This window comes from Odoribacter splanchnicus DSM 20712 (assembly GCF_000190535.1).
GTDB lineage: Bacteria > Bacteroidota > Bacteroidia > Bacteroidales > Marinifilaceae > Odoribacter > Odoribacter splanchnicus.
The window spans coordinates 476949-502766 of sequence record NC_015160.1 but is presented as its reverse complement, the minus strand read 5'-3'; the positions used below and the strand labels follow the sequence as shown (position 1 = coordinate 502766).

At 42.4% G+C, this 25818-nt stretch carries 23 protein-coding genes and 2 pseudogenes; 14 read left to right on the top strand and 11 right to left on the bottom strand.

All coding sequences use genetic code 11. The features are described from left to right. Positions 1-2 precede the first annotated feature (2 nt). The 13 genes and pseudogenes from ODOSP_RS02075 (at position 3) to ODOSP_RS02020 (ending at position 14004) form a co-directional block, all read left to right on the top strand. Positions 3-695, top strand: a complete 693-nt coding sequence (locus ODOSP_RS02075) for a 4Fe-4S dicluster domain-containing protein (RefSeq protein ID WP_013610758.1) — start codon at positions 3-5, stop codon at positions 693-695. Between the two features lie 84 nt (positions 696-779). Continuing rightward, complete coding sequence (locus ODOSP_RS02070; RefSeq protein ID WP_013610757.1) at positions 780-1847, top strand: heterodisulfide reductase-related iron-sulfur binding cluster; 1068 nt, start codon at positions 780-782, stop codon at positions 1845-1847. A 51-nt stretch (positions 1848-1898) separates the two neighbouring features. Then, complete coding sequence (locus ODOSP_RS02065; RefSeq protein ID WP_013610756.1) at positions 1899-2930, top strand: FAD-dependent oxidoreductase; 1032 nt, start codon at positions 1899-1901, stop codon at positions 2928-2930. A gap of 19 nt (positions 2931-2949) precedes the next feature. Continuing rightward, on the top strand, positions 2950-3279 hold the full coding sequence (locus tag ODOSP_RS02060) for a 4Fe-4S dicluster domain-containing protein (RefSeq protein ID WP_013610755.1): 330 nt from the start codon (positions 2950-2952) through the stop codon (positions 3277-3279). A 25-nt stretch (positions 3280-3304) separates the two neighbouring features. Further along, positions 3305-5074 (top strand): (Fe-S)-binding protein, encoded by a 1770-nt coding sequence (locus ODOSP_RS02055; protein ID WP_013610754.1) that lies wholly within the window; start codon positions 3305-3307, stop codon positions 5072-5074. 99 nt (positions 5075-5173) lie between these two features. Further along, on the top strand, positions 5174-5677 hold the full coding sequence (locus ODOSP_RS02050) for a hypothetical protein (RefSeq protein WP_013610753.1): 504 nt from the start codon (positions 5174-5176) through the stop codon (positions 5675-5677). A gap of 99 nt (positions 5678-5776) precedes the next feature. Then, on the top strand, positions 5777-6331 hold the full coding sequence (locus tag ODOSP_RS02045; RefSeq protein WP_013610752.1) for an RNA polymerase sigma factor: 555 nt from the start codon (positions 5777-5779) through the stop codon (positions 6329-6331). Positions 6332-6417: 86 nt separating this feature from the next. Next, entirely contained in the window at positions 6418-7563 is a 1146-nt protein-coding gene (locus tag ODOSP_RS02040; protein WP_013610751.1) for a FecR family protein, read from the top strand. A gap of 103 nt (positions 7564-7666) precedes the next feature. Continuing rightward, positions 7667-8782, top strand: a pseudogene (locus ODOSP_RS18620) (TonB-dependent receptor plug domain-containing protein); the annotation flags it as partial. Beyond that, a complete protein-coding gene (locus ODOSP_RS18615; RefSeq protein ID WP_049782806.1) occupies positions 8703-10325 on the top strand; it encodes a TonB-dependent receptor domain-containing protein in 1623 nt (540 codons plus the stop codon). The pseudogene ODOSP_RS18620 and the gene ODOSP_RS18615, both read left to right, overlap by 80 nt. A 10-nt stretch (positions 10326-10335) precedes the next feature. Then, positions 10336-11733 (top strand): RagB/SusD family nutrient uptake outer membrane protein, encoded by a 1398-nt coding sequence (locus ODOSP_RS02030; protein ID WP_013610750.1) that lies wholly within the window; start codon positions 10336-10338, stop codon positions 11731-11733. Positions 11734-11740: 7 nt separating this feature from the next. Beyond that, a complete protein-coding gene (locus ODOSP_RS02025) occupies positions 11741-12451 on the top strand; it encodes a DUF4843 domain-containing protein (RefSeq protein WP_013610749.1) in 711 nt (236 codons plus the stop codon). A gap of 11 nt (positions 12452-12462) precedes the next feature. Continuing rightward, positions 12463-14004 carry a PKD-like family lipoprotein gene (locus ODOSP_RS02020; protein ID WP_013610748.1) on the top strand — a complete coding sequence of 514 codons (1542 nt, stop codon included), beginning with the start codon at positions 12463-12465 and terminating at the stop codon, positions 14002-14004. Positions 14005-14254: 250 nt separating this feature from the next. Here ODOSP_RS02020 and ODOSP_RS02015 read toward each other — a convergent pair whose 3' ends face one another. The 10 genes and pseudogenes from ODOSP_RS02015 to ODOSP_RS01970 all read right to left on the bottom strand — a co-directional run bounded on the left by ODOSP_RS02015 (position 14255) and on the right by ODOSP_RS01970 (position 23168). Further along, positions 14255-14806, bottom strand: coding sequence for a DJ-1 family glyoxalase III (locus tag ODOSP_RS02015; RefSeq protein ID WP_013610747.1), 552 nt, complete (start codon positions 14804-14806; stop codon positions 14255-14257). Between the two features lie 112 nt (positions 14807-14918). Further along, a complete protein-coding gene (locus ODOSP_RS02010) occupies positions 14919-15149 on the bottom strand; it encodes a hypothetical protein (RefSeq protein ID WP_013610746.1) in 231 nt (76 codons plus the stop codon). Between the two features lie 134 nt (positions 15150-15283). Then, entirely contained in the window at positions 15284-16618 is a 1335-nt protein-coding gene (locus ODOSP_RS02005; protein ID WP_013610745.1) for a PhoH family protein, read from the bottom strand. A 263-nt stretch (positions 16619-16881) separates the two neighbouring features. After that, positions 16882-18255: a S26 family signal peptidase gene (locus ODOSP_RS02000; protein ID WP_013610744.1), complete on the bottom strand. Its 1374-nt coding sequence runs from the start codon at positions 18253-18255 to the stop codon at positions 16882-16884. Positions 18256-18274: 19 nt separating this feature from the next. Then, entirely contained in the window at positions 18275-18997 is a 723-nt protein-coding gene (gene dapB / locus ODOSP_RS01995) for a 4-hydroxy-tetrahydrodipicolinate reductase (protein WP_013610743.1), read from the bottom strand. A 161-nt stretch (positions 18998-19158) separates the two neighbouring features. Next, positions 19159-19515 carry a 50S ribosomal protein L20 gene (gene rplT / locus ODOSP_RS01990; RefSeq protein ID WP_013610742.1) on the bottom strand — a complete coding sequence of 119 codons (357 nt, stop codon included), beginning with the start codon at positions 19513-19515 and terminating at the stop codon, positions 19159-19161. Between the two features lie 89 nt (positions 19516-19604). After that, positions 19605-19799 (bottom strand): 50S ribosomal protein L35, encoded by a 195-nt coding sequence (rpmI, locus tag ODOSP_RS01985; RefSeq protein WP_013610741.1) that lies wholly within the window; start codon positions 19797-19799, stop codon positions 19605-19607. 68 nt (positions 19800-19867) lie between these two features. After that, positions 19868-20404, bottom strand: a pseudogene (infC, locus tag ODOSP_RS01980) (translation initiation factor IF-3); the annotation flags it as partial. Positions 20405-20441: 37 nt separating this feature from the next. Next, positions 20442-22394 (bottom strand): threonine--tRNA ligase, encoded by a 1953-nt coding sequence (gene thrS / locus ODOSP_RS01975; protein WP_013610739.1) that lies wholly within the window; start codon positions 22392-22394, stop codon positions 20442-20444. Positions 22395-22523: 129 nt separating this feature from the next. Continuing rightward, positions 22524-23168, bottom strand: coding sequence for a redox-sensing transcriptional repressor Rex (locus tag ODOSP_RS01970; RefSeq protein WP_013610738.1), 645 nt, complete (start codon positions 23166-23168; stop codon positions 22524-22526). 173 nt (positions 23169-23341) lie between these two features. Between ODOSP_RS01970 and ODOSP_RS01965 the strand changes: the two genes are divergently transcribed. Further along, complete coding sequence (locus tag ODOSP_RS01965) at positions 23342-24616, top strand: bifunctional folylpolyglutamate synthase/dihydrofolate synthase (RefSeq protein WP_013610737.1); 1275 nt, start codon at positions 23342-23344, stop codon at positions 24614-24616. A gap of 239 nt (positions 24617-24855) precedes the next feature. Here the strand turns inward: ODOSP_RS01965 and ODOSP_RS01960 are convergent, their stop codons facing one another. Continuing rightward, positions 24856-25755 carry a DMT family transporter gene (locus ODOSP_RS01960; RefSeq protein WP_013610736.1) on the bottom strand — a complete coding sequence of 300 codons (900 nt, stop codon included), beginning with the start codon at positions 25753-25755 and terminating at the stop codon, positions 24856-24858. Positions 25756-25818: the final 63 nt, after the last annotated feature.

Here is a 25818-nt window from a genome sequence, read left to right as displayed (position 1 = left end):
TCATGTCCTTAATAGACAGTTTAAAAAAAGATATTCACTATATAGAAAGCTTAAATAGTTGTATGAACTGTGGAGTTTGTACAGCTATTTGCCCTTCTGCCGAATTTTACAATTATGATCCCCGAATAATAGCCGACACAGTCCAACGCCAGGACGAAGAGAGTATCGAAGGGTTACTGAAATCCGATACGATTTGGTATTGCGGAGAATGTATGTCGTGCAAAACCCGTTGTCCACGCTGTAATACACCCGGCGGAATCATCATGGCACTACGCAGATTATCACAGGAAAAAGGATGGTTTACCGAATCTGAAAAAGGACGTCAGCAATTTGCCCTGAAAAGAATATTAGGAAATAACATACTGAATTACGGCTATTGCGTCACTCCCGATATTGTGAAACCGGAAATGCATCCGGAACAAGGTCCTGTCTGGGAATGGATTTATGAACACCGCGACGAGGTATACGAACGAACACATTCGAATTACAAACAAACGGGAGCCGGCGCCTTAAGAAAAGTCGACGACGACTCGCTCAACGAACTGAAACAAATCTTCGAAGTAACCGGAGGATCGGAATTCATGGAGAATATCGAAACCTATTCCCTCCAAAAAGCCGAGGAAGAAGGGATGGACCCGGAAAGTTATTTTCTGCATACTTATACGGATAACAATGGGAGACATGGGGGGAGGTAAAAAGCGAAAGGCTAGAAGCTAGAGGCTAGAAAGAAAGAAGGGAAAAAAGAGAGAAAAGGAGAAATACAGAAAGAGGAAAAAGAAATGAATCTGGAAGGTAAACAACAAATATGGAATGATTATCAGAAAGAGATTGCTGATGATCGGTATTATTATGCGAGAAGTTGTATTCGTCAGACTTTTTTTCCAGGGTCCGAATGGGCTTATCTGGATATACTGAATAATAAATTGGGAAAAACTGTTCTCGACGATCCGCGACACACGACTTGCACAGGTATCGGTTATCATTCCGATGTCGTACCGATCGAGACTATCATGACCGTCGTCGCCCGTCATTTTGCTTTGATGACTGAAGCCGGATTCGAAAATATGACTCCCTCCTGCATTACTTCTTTCGGTATTTATACAGAAATCCTGCATACCTGGGAGACTCATCCCGAATGGGAAGAAAAGACCCGGGAATTTTTATGGAAAGCAACGAAACGGGAATTCCAAAAGCCGAAGAACCTGGCACATACTTCCGATGTCATCTATAAATTCAGAAATGAAATTGCAGCTCAGAAAAAATATAGTCTGGTAGATATACACACCGGACGCCCTTTGCAAGTAGTCGACCACATCGGTTGTCATTACGCTAAAATGTTTCCCAGCAAAGGCATCGGGGGGGCAGAATTTCCTGCTGTATTGTCGGGAATGGTCTCCGCTTGGGGAGGCCAACCGGTCGACTACCCCGAAAGACGACACTGTTGCGGATTCGGTTTCCGGAATTACCTGGTATTAGCCAACCGGGGATTCTCTGTCGCAAATTCGAAAAAGAAATTCGAATCCATGCAACCCTATGAACCGGACTTTATTATTACCAATTGCCCGGGTTGTGCCATGTTTCTGGACAAGTGGCAATACACCATCAGTGAAATGGAAGGTACCACTTACGGTCCGGATGGTTACGGTATCCCTGTTCTGACCTATGAAGAAGTGGCGGCTTTGGTTTTAGGATACGATCCCTGGGAGATCGGCCTGCAAATGCATCAGGTCAGCGTCGAGCCTCTATTGGATAAAATGGGTATCCGATATGATCCGGAGGCTAAATATAAAAATATCCGGGGTGAGGATATGGGACATCCCCAGTGTCCCACTTATCTCAAAGTCTGATCTGCCCCACTCCATTGTAAACAACCGAATATAGAATGAAAAACAAATAATATGTGTGTTATCATTATAGGTGCAGGACCCGCAGGATGTGAGGCAGCCTACCGGCTGACTCAGGCAGGTGAAACGGTAGAATTGATCGAAAAAGAAAGCGAAACCGGAGGAAATCTGAATAACTGGTATCAACTCTTCCCCGACCGGAAACAAGCCCGTGATCTGAATCAAAGTCTCCGCCAAAATATACAACGCCCTGATATTCATCTCCATTTGGGAAATTATCCGGTCAAAATTTCACGGACAGAAAATAATAAATTCACCCTGGAACTGAACGACGGAGCCTTATTAAAAGGAGATGCCTTATTGGTAACCAGTGGCTTCCGCCTATTTAACGCCCGCCGGAAAGAAGAATATGGGTATGGCATCTACGAAAATGTGATCACTTCCGTAGAACTGGAAAATTTCTTCATCAATCATCACATAGCCACCTCTACCGGTCAGATCCCCAAACGAATCGGATTGATTCATTGTGTAGGCTCAAGAGACGAAAAGATTTGTAATTACCACTGTTCCAAACTCTGTTGCGTAACAGCAGTCAAACAAGCCATCGAACTTCGTGAGATGTTGCCGGAAACCGAAATACTATGTTTTTATATGGATATGCGCATGTTCGGTCCGGGATATGAAGAACTCTACCGGGAAGCACAGGAAAAATACAACATCAAATTTGTACGGGGACGTTTGTCGGAAGCTTCTGAAAACAGAGAAAAACAATTGCTTATTAAAGTCGAAGATACACTGGTGGGTAAACCTTTGAAGATGACCCTCGATCTGATGGTGCTAATGGTAGGTATGGAACCTTCCGAAGGCAGTACGCAGCTCGCTTCGATGCTCGGCCTCGACATAGCTCCCAACGGCTTTATCCGGGTCGGAGACCCCCACACGGGAACCAACCGAACCAACCGGCCAGGCATTTTTATTGCCGGATGCAGCTCCTCTCCCATGAACCTGACCGACACACTCACCGATGCACGTTCTGCAGCGATCACTATCGGAGAATATCTGAAAAATAACGAAAACAAGCATTAATCTTCGAAGCTGAATTTCTATGAACTTTTGGGGTTTTTCAATATCTGAAGCGCGGGTCATCGATTATGATAAAAATGATAAAAGTCTGGTAACGGCCATGACGACCGAGGTTCCCAGTAGCAAGCTCTGTATCGGATGCGGAGGCTGTTCGGCCACTTGTACCGCCAGCAACCTGACCGAATTCAATATCCGTAAACTGCAAATGCTGGTGAAACGGGGTGAAACCAAAGAAGTCGGTGAGCACCTCCAAAAATGTATGTTGTGTGGAAAATGTCTGCTGGTTTGTCCCCGGGGAGTAGATACCCGGCGCATGATCCTAACCATGCTCAAATATATAAACAGCCTTTAGCTCTTTACCTTTTACTTTTTTAACTATGTATTACGATCCTTTTGTACTTCCTTTCACTATCGGTCTGAATATCCTCCTGATCTATCTGGTCATCAAATATGCCCGTTGGATTCGTACCTTTTCTCCAGAAGACAAACGAACGATCCGGCGAAATCTTTTCAGCCTGAAAACCCTGAAAGCCGGTAAAGAAGTATTCCTGGAAAGTCTTGTACATCATAAAATCTTCCGTACCAATCCTTTTCTGGGATATATGCACATGTGTTTCGGATTAGGTTGGTTTTTGCTGATCGTTGTGGGTAAAATCGAGTCGTTGGTGTACCATACCAGTATTTTCAATCCACCTTATTTTGCTATATTTTTCCGTTATTTTCATCCGGCACAGGAAACATTTCCCTATAGCAGCACTTTTGCTTTCCTGATGGATCTGATCTTGTTGATGATCCTCTCCGGATTGACTCTGGCTTTTCTGAAACGAATGTATTCCAAAGCACTTGGTTTGAAAAAAACAACCAATCATCGTCCTTTCGACTTACTCATCCTCACGGTATTGTGGTTAATATTCCCTCTTCGCTTTCTGGCTGAGAGTTTCACCAGTGGAGTACGCGGAGGAGGCAGTTTTCTGACTCATTCGGCAGGTAATTTTTTCGACACTTTCTTACCGATCGAATCGCTCGCTTATCCGGCCTGGTGGGCTTATTCTTCGGCTTTAGGGCTTTTTTTCCTGCTTCTTCCCTTTTCCCGGTATATGCATATCCCGACAGAAATCGTTTATATTTTTCTGAAAAACTGGGGAATCAAACAAGGGAAACAATTTACAGGAATCAGTCAGTTTCAACTCTATTCCTGTTCGCGTTGCGGTATTTGTATCGACCGCTGTCAGCTCGGCACTTCTCTCGGTCACACCGATACCCAGCCGGTTTATTTCTTGAAAAAACTACGTCATGAAAAAGAACATACCGTACAAATAGCGGACTGTCTGATGTGCGGACGTTGTGAGGCAGCCTGCCCGGTAGATCTGAAACTGAATGCATTACGGTTAAGCCAACGTACCGATTACACCCATATTACAAAATCGACCTACGACTACATTCAGCCCCAACCGGCCCTCCCGGCCAAAGTAGCTTATTTCGCCGGTTGTATGGGGCACCTCACCCCATCCGTTATCCAGGCCATGGAACATATCTTCCGGAAAGCCGGGGTCGATTACACCTTTATCGACCAACAGACAGGTATCTGTTGTGGCCGGCCTATGATGCTGGCTGGTAACCACAGTGCCGCTTCGGTGATCGTGGAAAAAAACAAAGCCCGGATCGAGAACTCAGGGGCCGGATTACTGGTCACTTCCTGCCCGATCTGTTACAAGACTTTCCGGGAAGAATACCGATTGAACCTAAAGGTCATGCACCACACCGAATACCTGAACGACCTGATTCGGAATAAACTCATCACCCCACATCAAAGCGAGCTGAAAACCGTATTCCACAATCCCTGTGAACTGGGCCGCGGATGTGATGTATATGCTGCTCCCGATCAGGTACTGCAAACCGTCAGTCATAAATTAGCAACCGTCTATGACGGTAAAAATTCATTGTGCTGTGGCGGATCCCTGGCCAACATACATATCGATCCCGGACAACGTACCCGAATCAGTAGCGATGCGGTAAAAGCCTATCTGTCTTATCAACCGGATCTTTTAGTAACAGCCTGTCCTCTATGTAAAAAAACTTTTATGAAAACCGACACGGCAGTTCCTATCAAAGACATCGCTGAAGTGGTTGCAGAAAACTGCCGGTGATTTTATATATTTTATGTTTTACTTTATACTTTTTACCTGATCCGTTAGCCCCTTAAACTTATATTTTATATCTTTATCGGGGTATTAGAATAAAGAAATATGCTTTGGACTTCATCACAACAGACTGTAATCGATCAATTTATACAAGAAATAAAAACCATCGGATGGTTTAAACAGGTCGGAGAACCTTCTGAAAAATATTGGGTTATCGACACGATTTGGGAAGCTTGTGATACTTATGGCCATCAAATGCTCGAAGTTTGGGGACAAAATAGTGAGCTCATCGAACAAAAAGCACTGCGACAGCTGAAAGACGAACAGATAGACGCCATATTCGAGGCAGTCAGTCTGGCTATTGGCAATGAAGTCTACGAAGCTTTATGCGACCTGGAGGATAAAATCGGACAAGAAACCGGTGAAGATCAATCCGGAATCGAGGAAGAAATTTTAGATTTCATCAAACGTGATACCGCCTGGGCTTGTATCGAAAGGCTTCTTGGAGAAAAAGGGTTTTTCTCGCGTATTCTCGAAATCAACCAAACCGGACATTGGGCTTGCTCGTGGGTCGGAAAATTCCCGAAGGGAAATTTCATTATTCTATAATTTTCAGGAGGTGCCAGCCGATGGTGTAATTGTAACCTCAACCTGTTATCCGGAAAAATTTCATATATTTATTATATATTTGTTCAGGAAAAGATTACGATGGAATTTTCAGAAACAGAAATAAAAGCACTTGCCCAAGGCGACACAAAAGTATTCCACAAACTATATGAACATTTTTTTGTCGCCTTATGCATATTCGCCCGTAGTTTTTCTCTAAAACCGGAAGAAGCTGAAGACATTGTACAGGAAGTATTCTGCCGAATGTACGACGAACACCGGCTGTTCGAGGGGTTGAATACTCTGAAATCCTATCTTTATACAGCTGTACGTAACCGCAGTTTTAACTACCTCCGGGATGAAAAAAGACGTTCAATCCGGGAAGCACAATTCCTGAATAATTTAAAAGCGGAAGAAGAAGGCTACAATTCAGCCCTGGAAAATGAAATCTATCGCCAACTCAAACTATTGCTGGAAGAACTACCTGAACAGTGCAAGAATATCTTTCAACGCACCTTATCGGGAGATACTTCTGAAAAAATCGCTGCTGATCTGAAATTATCCGTCGAAACTGTAAAAACTCAACGTAAAAAAGCCAAACGTATTCTGCGGGAACGCTACACTTTACTTTTCAAAACCTTCGGCATCCTTTTTTGATTTTTGTCAAAATTATTTTTTTGCCTTTTAAATACCCATTTTTACTCCAGGCGGTGTCATATTACAAAAAAAAGGCTAAATAATTTATGGACACACCAATCCCCTGGAAGATCGCAGACCTGATCATTCGACAATGGAGCAAAGAACTGACACTTGAGGAAGAGACGACACTTCGGGAATGGATCACCTCCCAAGAAAGTAACCAAGTCTTTTACCAGAAAGTCATCACAGGAAAAGGATTCGACCACTTCTGCCAACAAGCGTCAGAACACAATTACCGGCAGAAATATCAAGCTTTTCGTTCCCACATAAGAAAAAGGAAACTTCGGAAATGGAGACGAATAGGATATGCGGCAGCAGCCATACTCCTTCCTTTCGTCCTTTCCATCAGCCTGTATCTCAAATCAGAGCAGAAAAATACCTCCATTCAATCTACGGAGATTATTCCCGGAACATATCAGGCCGTCCTGACACTGTCGAATGGTCAAGATATTTTCTTGTCTCCAATTACAGAAAAAAACAAACTTGAAGCTACAACAGCAACACTCGAAGGGAATACTCTGGTATACCCTAAAACCGATACCACAACCGCTCCTGTATACCATAAAATCACGATTCCCCGGGGAGGGGAATATATACTGAGGTTAGCCGATGGCACCCGGGTATGGCTCAATTCTGAAACAGAACTGGAATATCCGGTTGTTTTTACAGAAAAACAGCGACAAGTTTTCTTAAAGGGAGAAGCTTATTTCGAAGTGGCTCCTGATTCTTTACATCCGTTTATCGTGAAAACAGAACAACAGAACCTGAGAGTACTAGGAACCTCTTTTGCTATCCGGGCCTATGCAAACGAATCTGTCGTTCTGACTACTCTCGAAACCGGAAAAGTCAATATACATTCCAAGGGACAAGAAGTGATTCTAAACCCAGGAGAACAATCCTGCCTGAAAGACGGCAACCTGACTGTTGCAAAAGTCAATACAGCCTTATTTACAGCCTGGCACAAAGGAATTTTCATATTCCAGGACCAACCGTTGGAAAATATCCTGAACACCTTAGCCCGCTGGTATAACATCGACATTTTTTATACAAATGAAAATTTAAAAGACATACATTTTACAGGCGAACTCAAACGGTACGACCGAATCCAGGATTTTCTCTGTAAACTGGAAATACTGGAAAAAGTACGCTTTACAATTAAAGGAAGAACAGTGACCGTATCGACTTATTAAAAAGCGGGAATGCGACAACATTCCCACTTTAAATAAAGCTTGCGACAACAAGCATTTTATAAACTTAAGTATTACAAAATTATGAAAAAAAAGTTATACGGCCGAAGAACTGAAACAAGTAAATCCGGTAAATTTACTCTCTGCCCTTTCCATCCTCGACCCTTCGTTCAAAATGATAGAAAACAACCTGGACGGTTCCAACCCGAATGTCATTCCTGATTTTCAAATCCGGGGAACGGCCAGTATGCCTTCGACCAACGAATTGACAAGTTCCTTCGTCGGCAGTCCGAATATGCCTACTTTTATCATGGATGGATTTGAAGTGACAGCTGAAAAGGTATTCGATCTCGATCCGATGCGCATAGAATCGATGACCATACTGAAGGATGCGGCAGCAACTGCAATCTACGGTTCCCGGGCTTCTAACGGTGTGGTCGTTATCAATACCAAACAACCGGAAGCCGGTAAACTCCGGTTACTTTACAATCTCGACGTTTCATTCAATATTCCGGATCTGACTGATTACGATTTACTGAATGCAACAGAAAAATTACAATTGGGAAAAGCTGCCGGATATTTTGATCCATTCGGAACAATAGACCAGACAGAAGCCCGGGAAAGAGATTACAACTACCGACTGGGGCTGGTGCAACAGGGATATAACACCTATTGGCTGGATAAACCCCTGGAAGTAGCTATCGGCCATAAACACACCCTGTCTGTTGAAGGCGGCGAAAAAGCCATGCGCTATTCTTTAGATCTGACCTATGAAAATGTTCCCGGCGTGATGAAAGAATCCGGCAGGCAACGAATGGGAATGGGAACCATGCTTCTATACCGTTTTAAAAACCTGACTTTCCGTAACAACATGACTTACGACAATGTCAAATCGACCAATAGCCCATACGGTAGTTTCAGAGAATACGCCACCCTGAATCCTTATTACCCTTACCAAGATGAAAATGGAAACTACCTCAAAGAACTGGAAGCCAACTCGGGTATACTGGGACGGAAAAGCGTGATTAATCCGCTGTACAATACCACCCTGAATGTGATCGACGAGACTTCTTACAGTGAATTCGCCAATAATTTCGGGATCGACTGGTATATCAATGCCGATCTGAGGCTAAAGGGTAATTTTGCCATCCGTCACAAAAAAAAACGACGGTACTGTATTCAAACCGGCGGATCATACAGATTTCGTCAATTATTCCGATGACAACTATTACAGACGGGGATATTATCAGGCTACCTCAGGAAAAGAATTTTTCTATGACGGCAACGTCGTGCTCAGTTACTTCAAGCAAATACAGAATCATACCCTGAATGCGAATATAGCCTGGAATATTCAAGGCAATGAAGGCGAAGTCTATACTGTCAGAGCAGAAGGTTTTCCGGATGAAAAACTGGATTTTATCACTTTTGCAGCCCAAAATGCAAAAGAATACCTGCCGACAGGCGAAGATTATATTTCCCGTCTGATGGGATTCGTCGGAAATGCCGGTTATACTTACCGCGATTGTTACCTGCTGGATGCCTCTATCCGATTCGACGGTTCTTCCAAGTTCGGATCGGACGGACGATGGGCGACCTTCTGGTCTGTCGGTCTGGGATGGAATATCCACAAAGAAAAATTTGCCGAAAACTGGACCTGGGCCAATATGTTAAAAATACGGGCCTCTTACGGTATGACCGGTTCACAAGCCTTTGAACCCTATCAATCGATTATCATGTACGAATATTATACCCAAAACCGTTACCGGTATAATATCGGAGCTATGATGATGAGATTGGGTAACCCGGATTTGAAATGGCAACAAACCAACCAGCTGAATATCGGCACGGACATTTCCGTGCTCGGTGACCGGTTAGCCCTCTCCGCCAACTATTATCAAAACAGATCGAAAGACTTGTTGACGGACGTAACCCTGCCTCCCTCTCTGGGATACGGTACCTATCGGGAAAATTTAGGAGAAATCGAAAATAAAGGGTATGAATTGGAAGTACGCCTGGGTATACTGAAGAAAAAAGATCTTTGGCTCAATCTGACAGCATCCGGCATACACAATACCAACATCCTGAAGAAAATCTCCAATAGCCTCGAAGCCTGGAATCAAGCCTGGGATAAAAGTGATGAAAATCTTAATGTACCCAAAGTACGGTATATTGAAGGCGAATCGATCAATTCCATCTGGGGTGTGCCTTCTCTGGGGATCAATCCGGCCAACGGAAAAGAGACCTACCTGGCTGCCGACGGAAGTCTGACAGATCGTTGGCAGGCAAAGGACCAACGGGTTATCGGTTGTACAGATCCCGACCTGGAAGGTAATCTGGGACTCAATGCCGGCTGGAAAGGCTTGCAACTGAATCTTTATTTCACTTATCGAATCGGCGGCCAAAATTACAATTACACCCTGGTAGACAGGGTGGAGAATGCCGATAAACGCTATAATACGGACCGAAGGGTTTTGGAACAAAGATGGCAGCAACCCGGAGACATCACTTTCTTCAAGGATGTTAAGGATGAAAGCCAGACAAGACCGGCTTCCCGGTTCGTAGAAGATTATAATTATTTGCAATTAAGTGCATTAAACCTATCGTATGACTTTCCGACACCCCTCACCCGCAAATGGCGGATGGAAAATATCCGTATTTCGTTTTCTATGAACGATGTATTCCGGGCTTCTTCCATCAAAGCCGAACGAGGAATCGACTACCCGTTTGCGAGAGCTTTCAGAACTTCTTTACGTGTAATCTTTTAAAATCAATCTCATGAAAAAGATATTAATCCTCAGCCTCTTAATCAGTTGTTCACAATTTTTCATGAGTTGTGAAAACTGGTTCGACGTAAATCCCAAAAGTCAGGTGAAAAACGATATCCTGTTTGAAAACGAAAACGGATACAAAACAGCCCTATTCGGTATATATACCACAATGGCCACTCCGGCACTTTACGGCCAGGAGCTGACAATGAGTTTGCTGGATGTCCTGGCCCAATACTATACAATAAACGACAATTACCACAATTTTTACAATGCTTCGATATATAATTACGAAGCCTCTACGGTAAAATCTAAGTTCGATGCCATTTGGAAAACGATGTACAAAACCATTATGAACTGCAACAATCTGCTGGAAAACATGGAGGGCCGTCAGGAGCTTTTCAGTGGACATAACTATGAACTGATCCGGGGAGAAACTTTAGGCCTGCGAGCCTATCTGCATTTCGATCTGCTACGCATGTTTGCACCGTCTTTTACTGTAGGTGCAAATGCAGCGGCTATCCCCTATGTAGACCGGGTTACGCGCACTCCTTTCCCCCAGCTGACCAATATGGCCGTTACAGAAAAAATTCTGCAAGACTGTGAAGAAGCCCTGAGCTTACTGGAAGTCAGCGATCCATTCGGACCGGCAGCCGATAATACGGAACCGGAAGACGAATTTCTCCGGAACCGGGAGGAAAGAATGAACTATTATGCGGTAAAAGCCCTGATGGCCCGGGTATATCTATGGGCCGGACAAACCCCAAAGGCCGGAAATATAGCCAATGAATTAATAGCCCATCCGTTATTGGGTACAAACCGGATATTGTTCCGGCTATACTCCGATAAGATACCAACAATGTCGGATGACTATTTTACAGCAAATTCTGAAAACAATTCACAATTATCCCTGTCTCAGAATCAACGGAAAGAATTTTATGAAACAGAAAAATACGAATCATCCGACAACCGTATCCCTTCCTGGCTCATATTGAATCCGAATACTATCGAAAGCGATGCGAATACCGGACGCTATTTCGTCAGCAAATACAACCAAAACGGTCCGATGAATCAAGGCATACCTTTACTCCGAATGACTGAGATACAATACATTTGTGCAGAATGCCAGGCAGAGCCGGCAAAAGGTTTGGATTACCTGAATACAGTCCGGCATGAATACGGTATACCGGCAGCTTTCGACCTGACGAAAGAGAATTGTGTATTTGAAGAGGAATTGTTCAAAGAATACCGGAAGTCGTTTCTGGCCGAAGGACAACTATTTTTCTTTCTGAAACGGAAAGACTACACCGATATTCCGGGTGCATTGAATATCGAAAATCCCCGGAAAATCTTCTGTTTCCCATTACCTGATGATGAAAAAGAATTTGGCAACCTGATTACAAAATAATAAAGTCATGAAAACACTGTATATATTTACCATATTATTGTTTCTGCTCTACATAGCAGGTAGCTGTAACGACGACCAACAGAAGTTGTTTTCCGGGAGTACTACGATGCATTTTGCTTTATCTGACAACGAATTGGACAGTATCGCCTGTTCATTTCTGAATACTTCGGAAAGTTACATCACTGTAAATCTTCCGGTTGAACTTAACGGTTATGCCGGTCAAAATTATCGTTTCCGTTTAAAAGCAGACTCCAGTCAAACCACTGCTATTGTCAACAAACACTATCAGCCTTTAGAAGAATTCTATGAAATAAAAAAAGACGAATACTCGCTTAATGTACCCATAACGCTGAATTACAGTCCCGAACTCGATTCATTATCGGTAAAATTGGTATTACAATTAGAACCTGCAGCGTATATGTCCACCGGGATTTCTTACCGGCAAGAAGCAACTATCGTCAGCTCTAACCGATTACCCCCCATTCCGTATTGGGACGGGTATTACAGCAGTTATTTCGGCCCCTACAGCCGGGTGAAACACCGATATATCCTTTCTGAATTAAAATTGAACACCTTTGTGAAATTTGAAGATTATATGGAATGGAGTAATCTGAATCGTACTCAAAAAACAGCCTATGGAATGCAAATGAATAATTTCTTTGCAGAAAATGAAATCTATGACGAACACGGACAAAGAATCGAACCTTGGATGAATTAAATAGAATGATTATGAAAAAATTATTATATCTCTGTCTATTTCCCTTTTTAGGCATTTCCTGTATGGATGATTTAGGGACTTATGATTATAACCCACTCCATGAAATCACTATCGATACCTTGAAAAACCGGACGATCGAGATTTACCATCAATTGGAAGTCGAACCTAAAATCAGCTTTTCCGGGAAAGAAACTCCTTTGGAATATTGCTGGTACAGGTACACGAACAATGATCTGGAAGTAGATACTTTATCGTTAGAAGAAAAATTGGTTTACAACGTCAATTTATCGGTTGGAAATTACACCATCTACCTAAAGGTAACGGATAAAGAAACCGGTCTGAGCAGTAAATCTAATTTCACTCTGTCAGTAACAGGCAAATTCGATAAGGGGCTTATGGTACTGGGAGAAGTCGACGGAATTCCGAATCTGGTATTCCTAAATACAGCCGGCAACTTAGTGGAAGTATACGGAGCGGACAACGGACATGAATTGGGTACCCATCCGGTTATAGTCGCCGACGCCTCGACAACTCAAATCATGAAATTAAAAGATATGCTCATACTCAACGGAACTTCAGGAGGGGTGACGCTGAATAATGCGGATTTGACCGTTTCCTCAACTTTTGAAGATTTGTTTTATATTACACCGCAAGTTATTAATCCACAAGCCTATTACAAAGGAGTATATCCTGCCAGTTATGGAACAATGGCCGATTTTATCATCAATAACGGTAAACTGCATGGGCGTTTACTGGGAGCTGCAGACATGTTGGGATACGGCCTGCAATTCAATCCAGCTGTCCCGGGTGATTATGAACTCTCGCCCTATGCTATTGTCAATGGAAGAAACTATCTTTTCTACGACAACCAAAAAGGACGTTTTCTGAATATCAAGGGAAATATGATGAGTTTGAACAATACCTTTTCTTCTATTGAGTCGGATTCGGAAAACTTTGATCCTTCCAACCTCGGTTTGCAGTTGGTTTATATGGCCGAAGCAGCTCCGACAGGAAATAACACCAAACGGGGATGCGGTATTTTTAAAAATACAAACGGACAATTGGAAAAACTGGAATTCACTTTAAGCAACTTCAATGATTTCTATAGCAATTCTCCCATGCGTCTGCTTTCCCGGGTCAACCTTACTCCTGAAGCGGAAGGCATCGAACAATCTGCCGGATATGCCATGTCCGTCGCAAGACCTTTCCTGTATTTTACAAAAGGAAGCCAAATTTATCAATATGATCTGAACAGTAATCGTTGTTTCCCTATTTACGATACAGATACGGTCAAAATCAACGGGAATACAGTACAAACCACTATTGAACGGATTTACATGGAATATGTTCCTCATTACGATGGTTATGCCAGTTATTTTCCAAACGAAGATTATAATAACACTTTGTATGTCGTATCATCAGAAAACGGAGCTACAGGTAAAAAGGGAAGTATTCATATACTGAAACTTGCAGACAACGGCACAGTGGAAGAACGTACCACCCTATATGAAAATGTATGCGGCAATTGCGTCAGCATGTGTTACAAACGGTAAAAAGATTTATAAACCGGCTAAAAATCCGGACTAGTATACCCTAAAAAGGGATATTCAGTAAATAATAAAACATCAGCCAACTAATTCATACTTAAAGTATTGCGAATTAGTTGGCTTTCTTATTTTTGTGGATGATCTACCGGTATAAAAAGCTTCAGGCTAGGAATTATCCCCTCATTCCTATATAATAACGTCGGAAATAAGGGATATATAGGAGATAAATAGGAGTTGTTCCACGTAATAAATCACGTTATAACAACAACATCCCGTCAGCAACGTCACCAGCAACCTGAGCCGAACGGAGCTGTTCGAGAACGGCTAATCCGAATGGGATAGCAAATCCGGGCCCCTTTCCGGTAATCATTTTTCCATCAACGACTACTCCATCTGTCACGACTTCGAAATCAGGTAGATATTTTTCAAATCCAGGATAACAGGTCACCCGGAGTTTTCTGTTTGTTTTCAAATGACTCAATACTAAAGCAGGTGCGGCACAAATTGCTGCAACCGTTCGTTCCTGATCGTAATGATGTTGCAGGATCGTCATCAATTTTTCACATTCACTCAGGTGCTGGGCTCCCGGCATTCCCCCGGGGAAAATCAGGCATTCAGCCTCTTCCGGTCGAATTTGTTCCAATGACAAATCCGCACGGATAGTAATCTGATGGGCACCGGTCACTTCATTACCTCCACCGACAGATACTGTCCGTACATCTAGTCCTCCTCTACGGAGTATATCGACAACAGCAATAGCTTCCATTTCCTCGAAACCCGGAGCCAAAAAAAGATAGGATACATTCATAAGCTAATTATTTTATTATACGAATAAGTTTCTCAAATTTACAAAAAAATTACTTACCGCCAATCTCAACCTATCCCCTTCTCATACACGTATAAATAAATGTACCGGAACCTTACCGTCTTCCTATCCCTGAAGCAGAAATCGACAGTTGAATAACAAGTAAAAAATAAGGCAGAGCCTTTTTCATCTCTGCCTTACTCCGCTTGCGGTCGTAGACCTTTTTCGACTTGTGGACTCCTCCGATCCGAACCGGACGTCCATGTGTTTTGATCTCTTCTTCCCGGGATAGCTTTCGGTTCGCTTTCAGATAATCTTCCCGGTCGAACTGCACTTTCTTGCTCATCTTTATTCTCGTTAGTGGAGACAAAGATAGCGATTTTTACCGAATTTTTCTATAGGGAAAAAGCAGTTCCAATGTCAAAATTTAAACGTCTCTTTCAGGGATAACGGTAAAGCCAAGCTCCTGCGCTCTATTTCCTATAAAAGATCGCTCGCCAGATCAGCCAGTTTACTGCGTTCTCCCTTTTCCAGATGTACATGGGCAAAAATATCCTGTCCCTGCATTTTATCGAACAAATGCGACAGTCCGTTCGACTTCTTATCCAGATAAGGTGAATCGATCTGATCGATATCTCCGGTAAATACCATTTTCGTGCCTTCGCCTGCCCGGGTAATAATCGTTTTTACTTCATGGGGAGTAAGATTCTGAGCCTCATCGACAATAAAATAAACATCCGACAAACTCCGTCCCCGAATATAAGCCAAAGCAGAAATCATCAGTTTCTGTTCCTTCTGCATCTCTTCGATCAGGCGATTTTCAGCCCCATGGATATTAAACCGCCGCTTGATAAAACCCAGATTATCATATAGAGGCTGCATATACGGATCTACCTTTTCGTTGACATCACCGGGGAGAAAGCCCAGGTCTTTACTCGATAAAGCGACGATCGGACGGGCTAAATAAATAAATTCATACTGTTTATTCTGCTGTAAAGCCGAAGCCAGGGCCAATAAAGTTTTTCCGGTACCTGCCTTTCCACTGATCGCCACCAATTGTATGTTAGGATTCAATAAAGCATCTACCGCAAAAGCCTGCTCTGCATTTTTGGGATAAATACCGAACACATTCGGTTTTTCCACTTTCCGGATCACTCTTCTTACCGGATCATAACAAGCCAGAACCGAAGCATTCCCATTCTTCAAAACGTAATAATTATTGCCTTTGAGCTCTTGCTTCGGAAACACTTGTTCCACCTCTACCCCATTTGCATTTTCATAAATCCTGTTGATCACTTCTGTATCTATCCCTTCGATTTCCCGGACACTACGGTTGATTGCAAAATCCAGATCCTCCACCTGATCCGTTTTATAATCTTCGGCCTGCAATCCCAACGAACGGGCTTTCATCCTCAGATTCATATCTTTAGTCACCAGAATCACCTTTTGTCCCTTCATTTTTTCACTGATATACTCTGTTACAGCGAGTATACGGTGATCCGGAGTATCATCACTGAAGGAATCCTTCATTTTTTGAGAAAATTTCACTCCCGGCTGAATAAATAGTCTTCCCCGTCCTTTCCCTAAAGCTGCCCCTTTATCAAAAAAATCCTTTTCGGAAATTTTATCCAACTCACGGGCAAATTCACGGGCATGAAAATTGATCAGGTCATTCCCTTTCTTGAATTTATCCAGTTCTTCCAAAACTACTATGGGGATGACGATATCATTATTGGTAAAATTATAAATAGAACGGTAATCGTGCAGAATAACGTTCGTATCCAACACAAATGTCTTTTTTTCGTTTGCAGTCATTGTTGTATGAATTTAGAAATTTATGGTAAGATACGAATAAAAATACATAAATATCCTTTCAATCTGATTTTTTACGATTCCTTTTATCAGAATTCATCTTAATTAACTTTATATTCTTTTTCCTGCCTATTTTCTTTTTGAAAAAGAACCAATTTTTCCCATTGCAACTGTGACAACAAAAAACAGTAACAATCGATAAATTCTAATTTCATATGCGCAAAAAAGTTTGATCGATTGTTACTGTTTCATTCATTTTCTTTCCGTCAATGAATAAACCGGAACATCCGCTTCCACCGGATCTTGTCGAAAAATGATTTATCTTTATCCAAGGATAACCAAATGAAATAAGCTTTTCCGACTACGTGATCTTCCGGCACGAATCCCCAGTAGCGGGAATCTGCCGAACTATGCCGGTTATCTCCCATCATCCAGTAATAATTCATCTTAAAGGTATAACTATCCGCTACCTCACCGTTGATATAAATAACAGAATCTTTTACCTGTAAATCGTTTTCTTCGTAAGTACCGATGATCCTTGCATACAAAGGCAAGGTCTTCATATTCAACTCCACTTTATCTCCTTTTTTAGGCACATACAAAGGTCCGAAATTATCTACATTCCAAGGATAATTCAAGGTATCGAAAGGAAAAATATCCGGATTAGGGCTCACCTCTTTGGTTCGGTTAATTTCGACCACATTGGGGAATTTTTTCAATTTCTCCACCATTTCCAAGGTCAACGGGAAATAGTTCACTGTAGAAGGAATACCGATATCTTCCAGCGACAATCCGATATCCTGAAGTTTCATCCGATTCAAGGGGGTACCATTGGTTCTCACCTCATACCTGTACTGCAGGTTTTCAGGATTATCGGACATTTTTCCATTGACATACAACTGAGCGTCTTTCAACTCCAGAATATCCCCGGGCATTCCGACGCCCCGTTTGATATAATTCTCCCGCTTATCGACAGGGCGGGTAGTGATCTCAAATCGTTCCCACATTTTTTCTCTCACCAGCTTCTCGGCCTGTTCCCGGGATAATCCGGGATCCTGTGCCTGAAAAATCCGGGCATTCGTACGAATCTGGCTATAATAATCGGGATTTTCAGATCCTACGATCAAGGTATCTCCGGCCGGAAAATTAAATACGATAATATCGTTTCGTTTGATTTCAGTCGTCCCCGCAATCCGTTTGTAGGGCCATTGAATGGCTTCCGAATAAGCTTTTGTCTTTTGGGTAAAAGGCAGCGTATGGTGTGTGAAAGGAACGGCTAAAGGGGTATTAGGCAACTTAGGTCCGTAGGCTACTTTGCTGACAAACAGGTAATCACCCACCAACATACTCTTCTCCATAGAGGAAGTCGGAATCGTATAGGCTTCAAAAAAGAACATACGGATCAAGGTAGCTGCCACGACCGCAAAAATCAAAGCATCGATCCATTCAACCGTTTTGGTTTGTTTCTCTACGCCTTTCTTTTTCCAAAACGCCCAATGTACTTTCTTTGTGATGTAGATATCGAAAATCACCGGCACCAGGATCAACAACCACCAGCTCCCAACCCAATAAGCCCACAACAGGTAGATAATCAGGACAAGGCTGAATTTAAACCATTTATTCGTCAAAATATTTTTCATATGATAATTATTTTCCCCATTAAAATTTCAACATATCTTCCATTCCCAACACACCGTTTTTCCCTTTCAGAAATTCAGCAGCCAGCACAGCTCCCCGGGCAAAACCTTCACGTGATACAGCCGAATGCCGGATTTCTATTTCGTCGACCTCCGATTTATAAGTTACAGCATGAATCCCGGGCACTTCACCGATACGCCTGGCCGTTACAGGCAATACATCTGCCGGCATTTGTCTCCCTTCGTTCAATTGCCAGGAACGATAACCGTCGTGGTTACCTAAAATTCCTTCGGCGATTGTAATCGCTGTACCGCTAGGGGCATCCAGTTTATGTATATGATGCGTTTCTTCGATAAATACCTTATAGTCGTTAAATCCGTTCATCATCTTAGCCAGGTATTTATTGAGCTGAAAGAAAATATTCACCCCGATACTGAAATTCGAGGCATAGAAAAATCCACCTTGTTGTTCCCGGCAACAAGCCACCACCTCATCCCATCTTTCCAGCCAACCGGTTGTCCCGGAAACCACCGGAACGCCGTTATCGAAACACCATTTATAATTTTCAACGGCAACAGCAGGCATCGTAAATTCAATAGCGACGTCAGCCTGCTTCAGTTGTTCATCCGTACAAGCCGCCCGGTTATTCTCGTCTACTATCAATACAATCTCATGTCCGCGTTCTATGGCAATCCGTTCGATCATTTTTCCCATCTTACCATATCCCAACAAAGCTATACGCATATATTTGTTTCTAAAATTTATAAACCCCATGATAAAGCAAAAAGACTTTATAGGGTCAAAGTTAACATTTATTTTTCAAGTAAGTTACAGTTGTCTTATAAAATCTATAAACAGAAAAAGGCTGCTTCACAGCAGCCTTCCCTCAGGATATTCGTTTATCATTACTTCGCAAATTCTTTTGCTTTTGCAACTACAGCTTTGAAAGCTTCCGGATGATTCATAGCCAGGTCGGCCAGAACTTTACGGTTCATGTCTACATCAGCTTTATGAATCAGACCCATAAATTTAGAATAAGACAGGCCTTCCAGACGGACAGCTGCATTAATTCTCTGAATCCACAATGCTCTAAATTCTGATTTCTTTTTACGTCTGTCACGGAACGCATATGTCAAACCTTTTTCATATGTGTTTTTGGCAACCGTCCAAACATTTTTTCTGGCACCAAAGTTTCCTTTGGTTTGTTTTAAAACCTTTTTTCTACGTGCTCTTGCAGCAACGGCATTTTTAGCTCTTGGCATAATTTTCTTTTTTTCGAATGTCAGCGTTCACTCTATGGAGAAACTTACGGCATAACATTCCGGTTAATAAAATAATTTCTTAGTAATTCTTACATAACAAGCATCTTCCGTACAGCTTTCAGGTTATGTCCGTCAACTGTAGTAACATGCGTAAGATTACGTTTCTGTTTTGTTGTTTTCTTCGTCAAAATATGACTTTTGAAAGCATGTTTTCTTTTAATCTTCCCCGTAGCGGTAAGAGTAAATCTCTTCTTCGCGCTACTCACTGTCTTCATCTTTGGCATCTTCTCGTAATTTAATTGTGTTTCAGAAAAATATAACTATCCGGCTTTCACCGCTATCCTGAGCATTATTTCTTCGGAGCCAACACCACGATCATCTTCTTTCCTTCCAGTTTCGGAGCAGCTTCCACTTTTCCGTATTCTTCCAGTTCAGCGATGAAACGTGACAACAAATCGGCCCCCTGGTCTTTAAACAAAATCGAACGTCCCTTAAAGAATACATAGGCCCTCACCTTCGCACCTTCCTGCAAAAATTCCTTCGCATGTTTCAATTTAAAATTGAAATCATGATCATCGGTCTGGGGTCCGAAACGAATCTCCTTAACGACGACCTTCACGCTTTTCGCTTTGATTTCCTTCTGTTTTTTCTTCAGTTGGTACAGGAATTTACTGTAATCAATAATCCGGCACACCGGTGGCTCGGCGTTCGGAGAGATCTCCACCAAATCCATACCGGCAGCTTCTGCCATCGCCAAAGCTTCACGTAAAGGGTATACGCCCGGTTCGATATTTTCCCCGACGACTCTTACTTGAGCAGCCCGGATTGACTCATTAATTCTGTGCTGAGGTTCTTTATTAACCTGATTTCTTGAGCCTCTGAATTCCATTCTTGTTGCTATATTAAATCCTCCTTAAGTTAGTTTATCAATAACTATAAATGGTCTGTAACTGACTATTTACTTCTTCATTTATCTTCGAAATAAAGTCTTCGACAGACATCGTTCCCATATCCCCTTGTCCCTGCCGACGAACAGAAACGGTGTTGTTGTTCATCTCATTTTCTCCGACAATCAATAGATACGGAATTTTTTTCAATTCGTTATCCCGGATTTTACGTCCTATTTTTTCATTCCGGTCATCTAAAACGGTGCGAATATCGGAATTATTTAACAAATCCGAAAGTTTTTGGGCATAATCATTGAATTTTTCGCTGATCGGCATCACAACTACCTGATCCGGCGCTAACCACAAGGGGAATTTTCCTCCGGTATGCTCGATCAATACAGCCACAAAGCGCTCCATACTTCCGAAAGGTGCCCGATGGATCATCACCGGCCGGTGTTTCAGGTTATCAGCTCCGGTATATTCCAGATCAAAACGTTCCGGCAGATTATAATCGACCTGAATGGTACCCAATTGCCATTTCCGTCCAATCGCATCTTTCACCATAAAGTCGAGCTTCGGTCCGTAGAAAGCAGCTTCGCCCAATTCGACAGTCGTCTTCAGGCCTTTTTCTTCAGCCGCTTCGATGATGGCACGTTCCGCTTTTTCCCAGTTCTCATCCGTACCGATATACTTCTCTGTATTCTTCGGATCACGTAAAGATACCTGAGCAGTAAAATCTTTGAAATCCAGCGCCTTAAAGATAGTAAAAATAATATCGATTACTTTTTTAAACTCTTCTTTCAACTGATCGGGCGTACAGAATAAGTGAGCATCGTCCTGCGTAAATCCACGTACCCGGGTCAAACCATGCAACTCTCCGCTCTGCTCGTAACGATACACCGTACCGAATTCAGCAAAACGCAGTGGCAGATCTTTATAAGAACGGGGCTTGAATTTATAAATCTCGCAATGGTGAGGACAGTTCATCGGTTTCAACATAAACTCTTCACCTTCCTGAGGAGTCGTAATCACCTGAAAACTATCTTTTCCGTATTTCTGGTAATGTCCGGAAGTCTTATACAGATTCACATTCCCGATATGTGGGGTAATGACTTGCTGGTAACCGTATTTCTTCTGTACTTTCCGCAAAAATCCCTCCAAACGGTCGCGCAACATAGCTCCTTTCGGCAACCACATCGGTAAACCGGCACCCACAGCTTGGGAAAAAGTAAACAATTCCATTTCTTTACCGATCTTCCGGTGATCCCGTTGCTTCGCCTCTTCCATCAATACCAGCCATTCGTCCAGCATTTTCTGTTTCGGGAAAGTGATACCGTAGATACGGGTCAACATTTTATTATGCTCGTTCCCTCTCCAGTAAGCACCGGCTAAACCGGTCAGTTTTATAGCCTTAATATAAGAAGTATCCGGTAAGTGCGGACCACGGCAAAGATCGGTAAAGGAGCCCTGACGATAATAAGTAATCTTACCGTCTTCCAAATCGTTGATTAACTCCACTTTATAAGTTTCGTTGATACTGTTGAAATGCTCCAGTGCTTCTTGCTTGCTCACATTGATACGGCAATACTCTTCTTTCTGGCGCGCCAATTCAAGCATTTTCTTCTCGATGGTTTCCAGATCTTTGTCGGTCAAAACGACCCCTTCTCCCGGATCGATATCATAGTAAAATCCGTTTTCGATAGCCGGTCCGATACCGAATTTGGTATTCGGGTATAATTGTTGCAGGGCTTCTGCCATCAAGTGGGCCGAAGAATGCCAGAAAGCATGTTTTCCTTCCTGATCATCCCAGGTAAATAATTTAATTTCAGCATCTGCTGTAATAGGACGTGTCAAATCCCAAATTTCCCCATTCACAGATATGGACAACACTTCCTTAGCCAGTTTGGAACTAATTCCCCGGGCAATATCCAAGCCGGTCACACCTGACTCAAATTCTTTTACATTTCCATCCGGAAATTTAATTTTTATCATAGTCGTTTATTTTATTACTACGCTACGTACGCAGCTTATTTTTAATAAGGTGCAAAGATAAGAAAAAAAGTAAAAGGTAAAAAGGTAAAAGTAAAAAGTTAAAGACGATAGGCTTTAGCTTTTAACCTTTTACTTTTTTTCCCCCTTATCGTTGTACAATTTATTGAACAAGATAGCGAGGTTCATATAGATGGTGGTATTTTGCACGACAATATGCGTAGGGACCTTTATGCGGGCAGGAGTAAAATTCCAGATGGCTTTAATTCCCCAGGCGACCATCAAGTCGGCTACATTCTGTGCATGTTCGGCGGGGACGGTAATAATACCGATCACCACTTTCCGTTCGGCAGCCATAGCACGGAATTGATCGATATGAAATATTTCGATATCATTGACTTTTGTACCGATCTTCGTTTTATCCGTATCGAAGGCAGCCTCTATCTGTAACCCGAAAGCAGACAATCCTTTATCTTGCAGCAAAGCACTCCCCAACGAACCGGCTCCGACCAAAAATGCTCCGTCCACCCGGCTAAAACCCAAAAAATCTTCCAGAATCCGCACAAAACTGTCCACCTCGTATCCAACCCGTGTTTTACCCGAAATACCGGTATGGGAAAGATCCTTCGTCACCTGAGTCGAATCGATTTCCATATATTCAGCTATCCGGGTAGAAGACACGTACTTCTCTCCCTGCTTTTGTAAAGTCTTTACAAAAGAAAGATAAGAAGGCATACGTCTCAAGACAGGTATAGGTACATTTATATCAGCTTTCATAAATAATCTATTTATAACCTGCAAAATTAATTTTTTTTTCACAGCAAAGAGAATAAATCCCGGATTTTCAACAAGCAATTTCATTTGTTTAGTACTTTTGCATCTTGTTCTCAGACCTTCACCTAAAAATGAAAAGTCCGGGAATAACATTTGAAATTTTGAAAAAACAAATCATGAATTATCAGGAAACTTTAAATTGGTTGTTTGCCCAGCTCCCGATGTACCAAAGGGAAGGTCAGGCTGCGTACAAAGCAAACCTGGACAACACTTTACAATTGGATGAATATTTCAGACATCCCCATAAAAACTTCAAAACGATTCATGTGGCAGGTACGAACGGCAAAGGATCGGTATCCCACATGCTGGCTTCTATATTACAGCAAGCCGGATATAAAACCGGCCTGTATACTTCCCCTCATTTAAAAGATTTCCGGGAAAGGATTAAAATCAACGGAGAAATGGTCAGTGAACAATATGTCATCGATTTTGTCCGGCATCACGCCGATTTATTCTCCCGGGTAAAACCGTCTTTCTTCGAAATGACGGTAGCTATGGCTTTCAAGTATTTCGCCGATAGCCAGGTGGATATTGCAGTGATCGAAGTCGGACTGGGTGGACGCCTCGATTCCACGAACATTATCACTCCTTTAGCCTCTGTTATTACAAATATTTCCTTCGATCATATGGCACTCCTGGGGAACACCCTCGAAAAAATTGCAAGCGAAAAAGCAGGAATCATAAAACCCGGTATTCCGGTTGTCATCGGTACGCGCGACAAAACCTACGATTTTGTTTTCGAGCAAAAAGCTCAAACCTGTGAAACTCCGATCGAATTTGCAAGTGACAACTGGACGACAACGATTAACATCGACGGAAGTTTCCAGCTGACACGGAAAAACGGTTGGCATTTCGATCATTTAACCAGTGAATTGAAAGGACTCTATCAACGAAAAAATATTCCTACGGTACTGGAGACTATACCCGTTTTACAACAAGCAGGCTTAAAGATCAGCGACCAGCAAGTCCGGCAAGGTATCGAACGGGTAGTGACGAATACCGGTTTATTCGGACGCTGGCAAACCCTTTCCAACCAGCCATTGACCATTTGCGACACGGGTCACAATATCGATGGCCTGACAGAGATCACCCAACAATTAAAACAGTGCCGGTATCGAAAGCTTCATTTTGTCATCGGTATGGTTAGTGACAAAGACATCGACAGCGTATTACATATCCTTCCTCAGGATGCGGTGTATTATTTCTGCAAAGCTTCCATTCCCCGGGCTATGCCGGAGCAACAGCTTGCTCAAAAAGCAAGACAAGCAGGCCTGCAAGGCGAATATTATCCCACTGTCGCAGCAGCTTATGAAGCAGCCCGGCAAGCTGCCTCCTCCGAAGATATGATTTACATCGGTGGCAGTACATTTGTCGTTGCCGAAGTTATCTAACCTCTTCGATAAAGAGCCGATCTTCAAAGTACTTCGGAGCGACTTCTCCGGGCTTGTAAAACCGCTGATGTCGCTCCAAAAATTTTTTGAACAGACCGGCAGCTTTTCAATCCGGATTAGCCGTTTTTTCTGTATGCTGACCGGAGCCTTCGGGCTAGATTCCAAAATCAGTATCAGGAGTTACCGCCCGTCTACCTTAATATTTCTCCTTCCTTAGAAAAGACTGACTTTCCCGCCCATCAACGAGTTCCTAAATAAATCAGATACATACCGGCTAAAACCAAAAGCAGGTCTATAAACTTAGCTTTCAAATTCCTCTCTTTAAACCAGATCGCTCCGGCAATAAATGAAACCACCACCCCACTCCTGCGCACTAAAGAAATAATAGAAATCATCGAGTCTTCGTAGCTTAAAGCATAGAAATAAACAAAATCAGCCAGCACCAACAAAATAGAAATAAAAGGAATAGTATTACGCCATTGAAAAGGAGTAGATTTTTTTCTTCCGGGATACCAAAGTGTAAATAAAATAACCCCCATTATAGCCAATTGGTAAAAATTATACCATACCTGCACATTCATCCGGTCGAGACAAGTCATCAGATATTTATCGTATAACCCACTCACAGAACCGGTTACGACTGCAAGAATCATAAAATAAATCCACTTATTATGCGCAAACCGGATTCCCTCTTTCTTACCTGAACGGGAAAGCAAAAACAAAGAAATTACTGCAGTTAAAACTCCGGCCCATTGCCAAATGTTCAACCGTTCTCCAAAAACAAGTAAAGCTCCCAGTAAAGTCAGAATAGGCTGGGTAGCCTTGATCGGTGAAGCAATCGTAATAGGCAAATGTTTCAAAGAAAAATAAGCGAAAATCCAGGAAGCCAAAACGATCACAGCTTTCAAAAATAACAAAAAATGCCCTTCACTTCCGATAGCCGGTAAGAATAACAACGTATTCCGCATCATGTCAGGAGCCAAGGCAGATAAAAGGACCACCGGTAAAAAAAGAAGACAACAGAAAAAAATATTCAAAAAGAGAACCGGTATAACTGCATTCCTCTCTAAAGAAATTTTTTTCACCACATCGTACAATCCCAACAAAGTAGCAGAAACAAAAGCCAGTAACAACCACATAGTATCGAATATAAACTTGTCGACTATTCAATTTTACAAAGTCGGATATGCTTCCCTCCGACA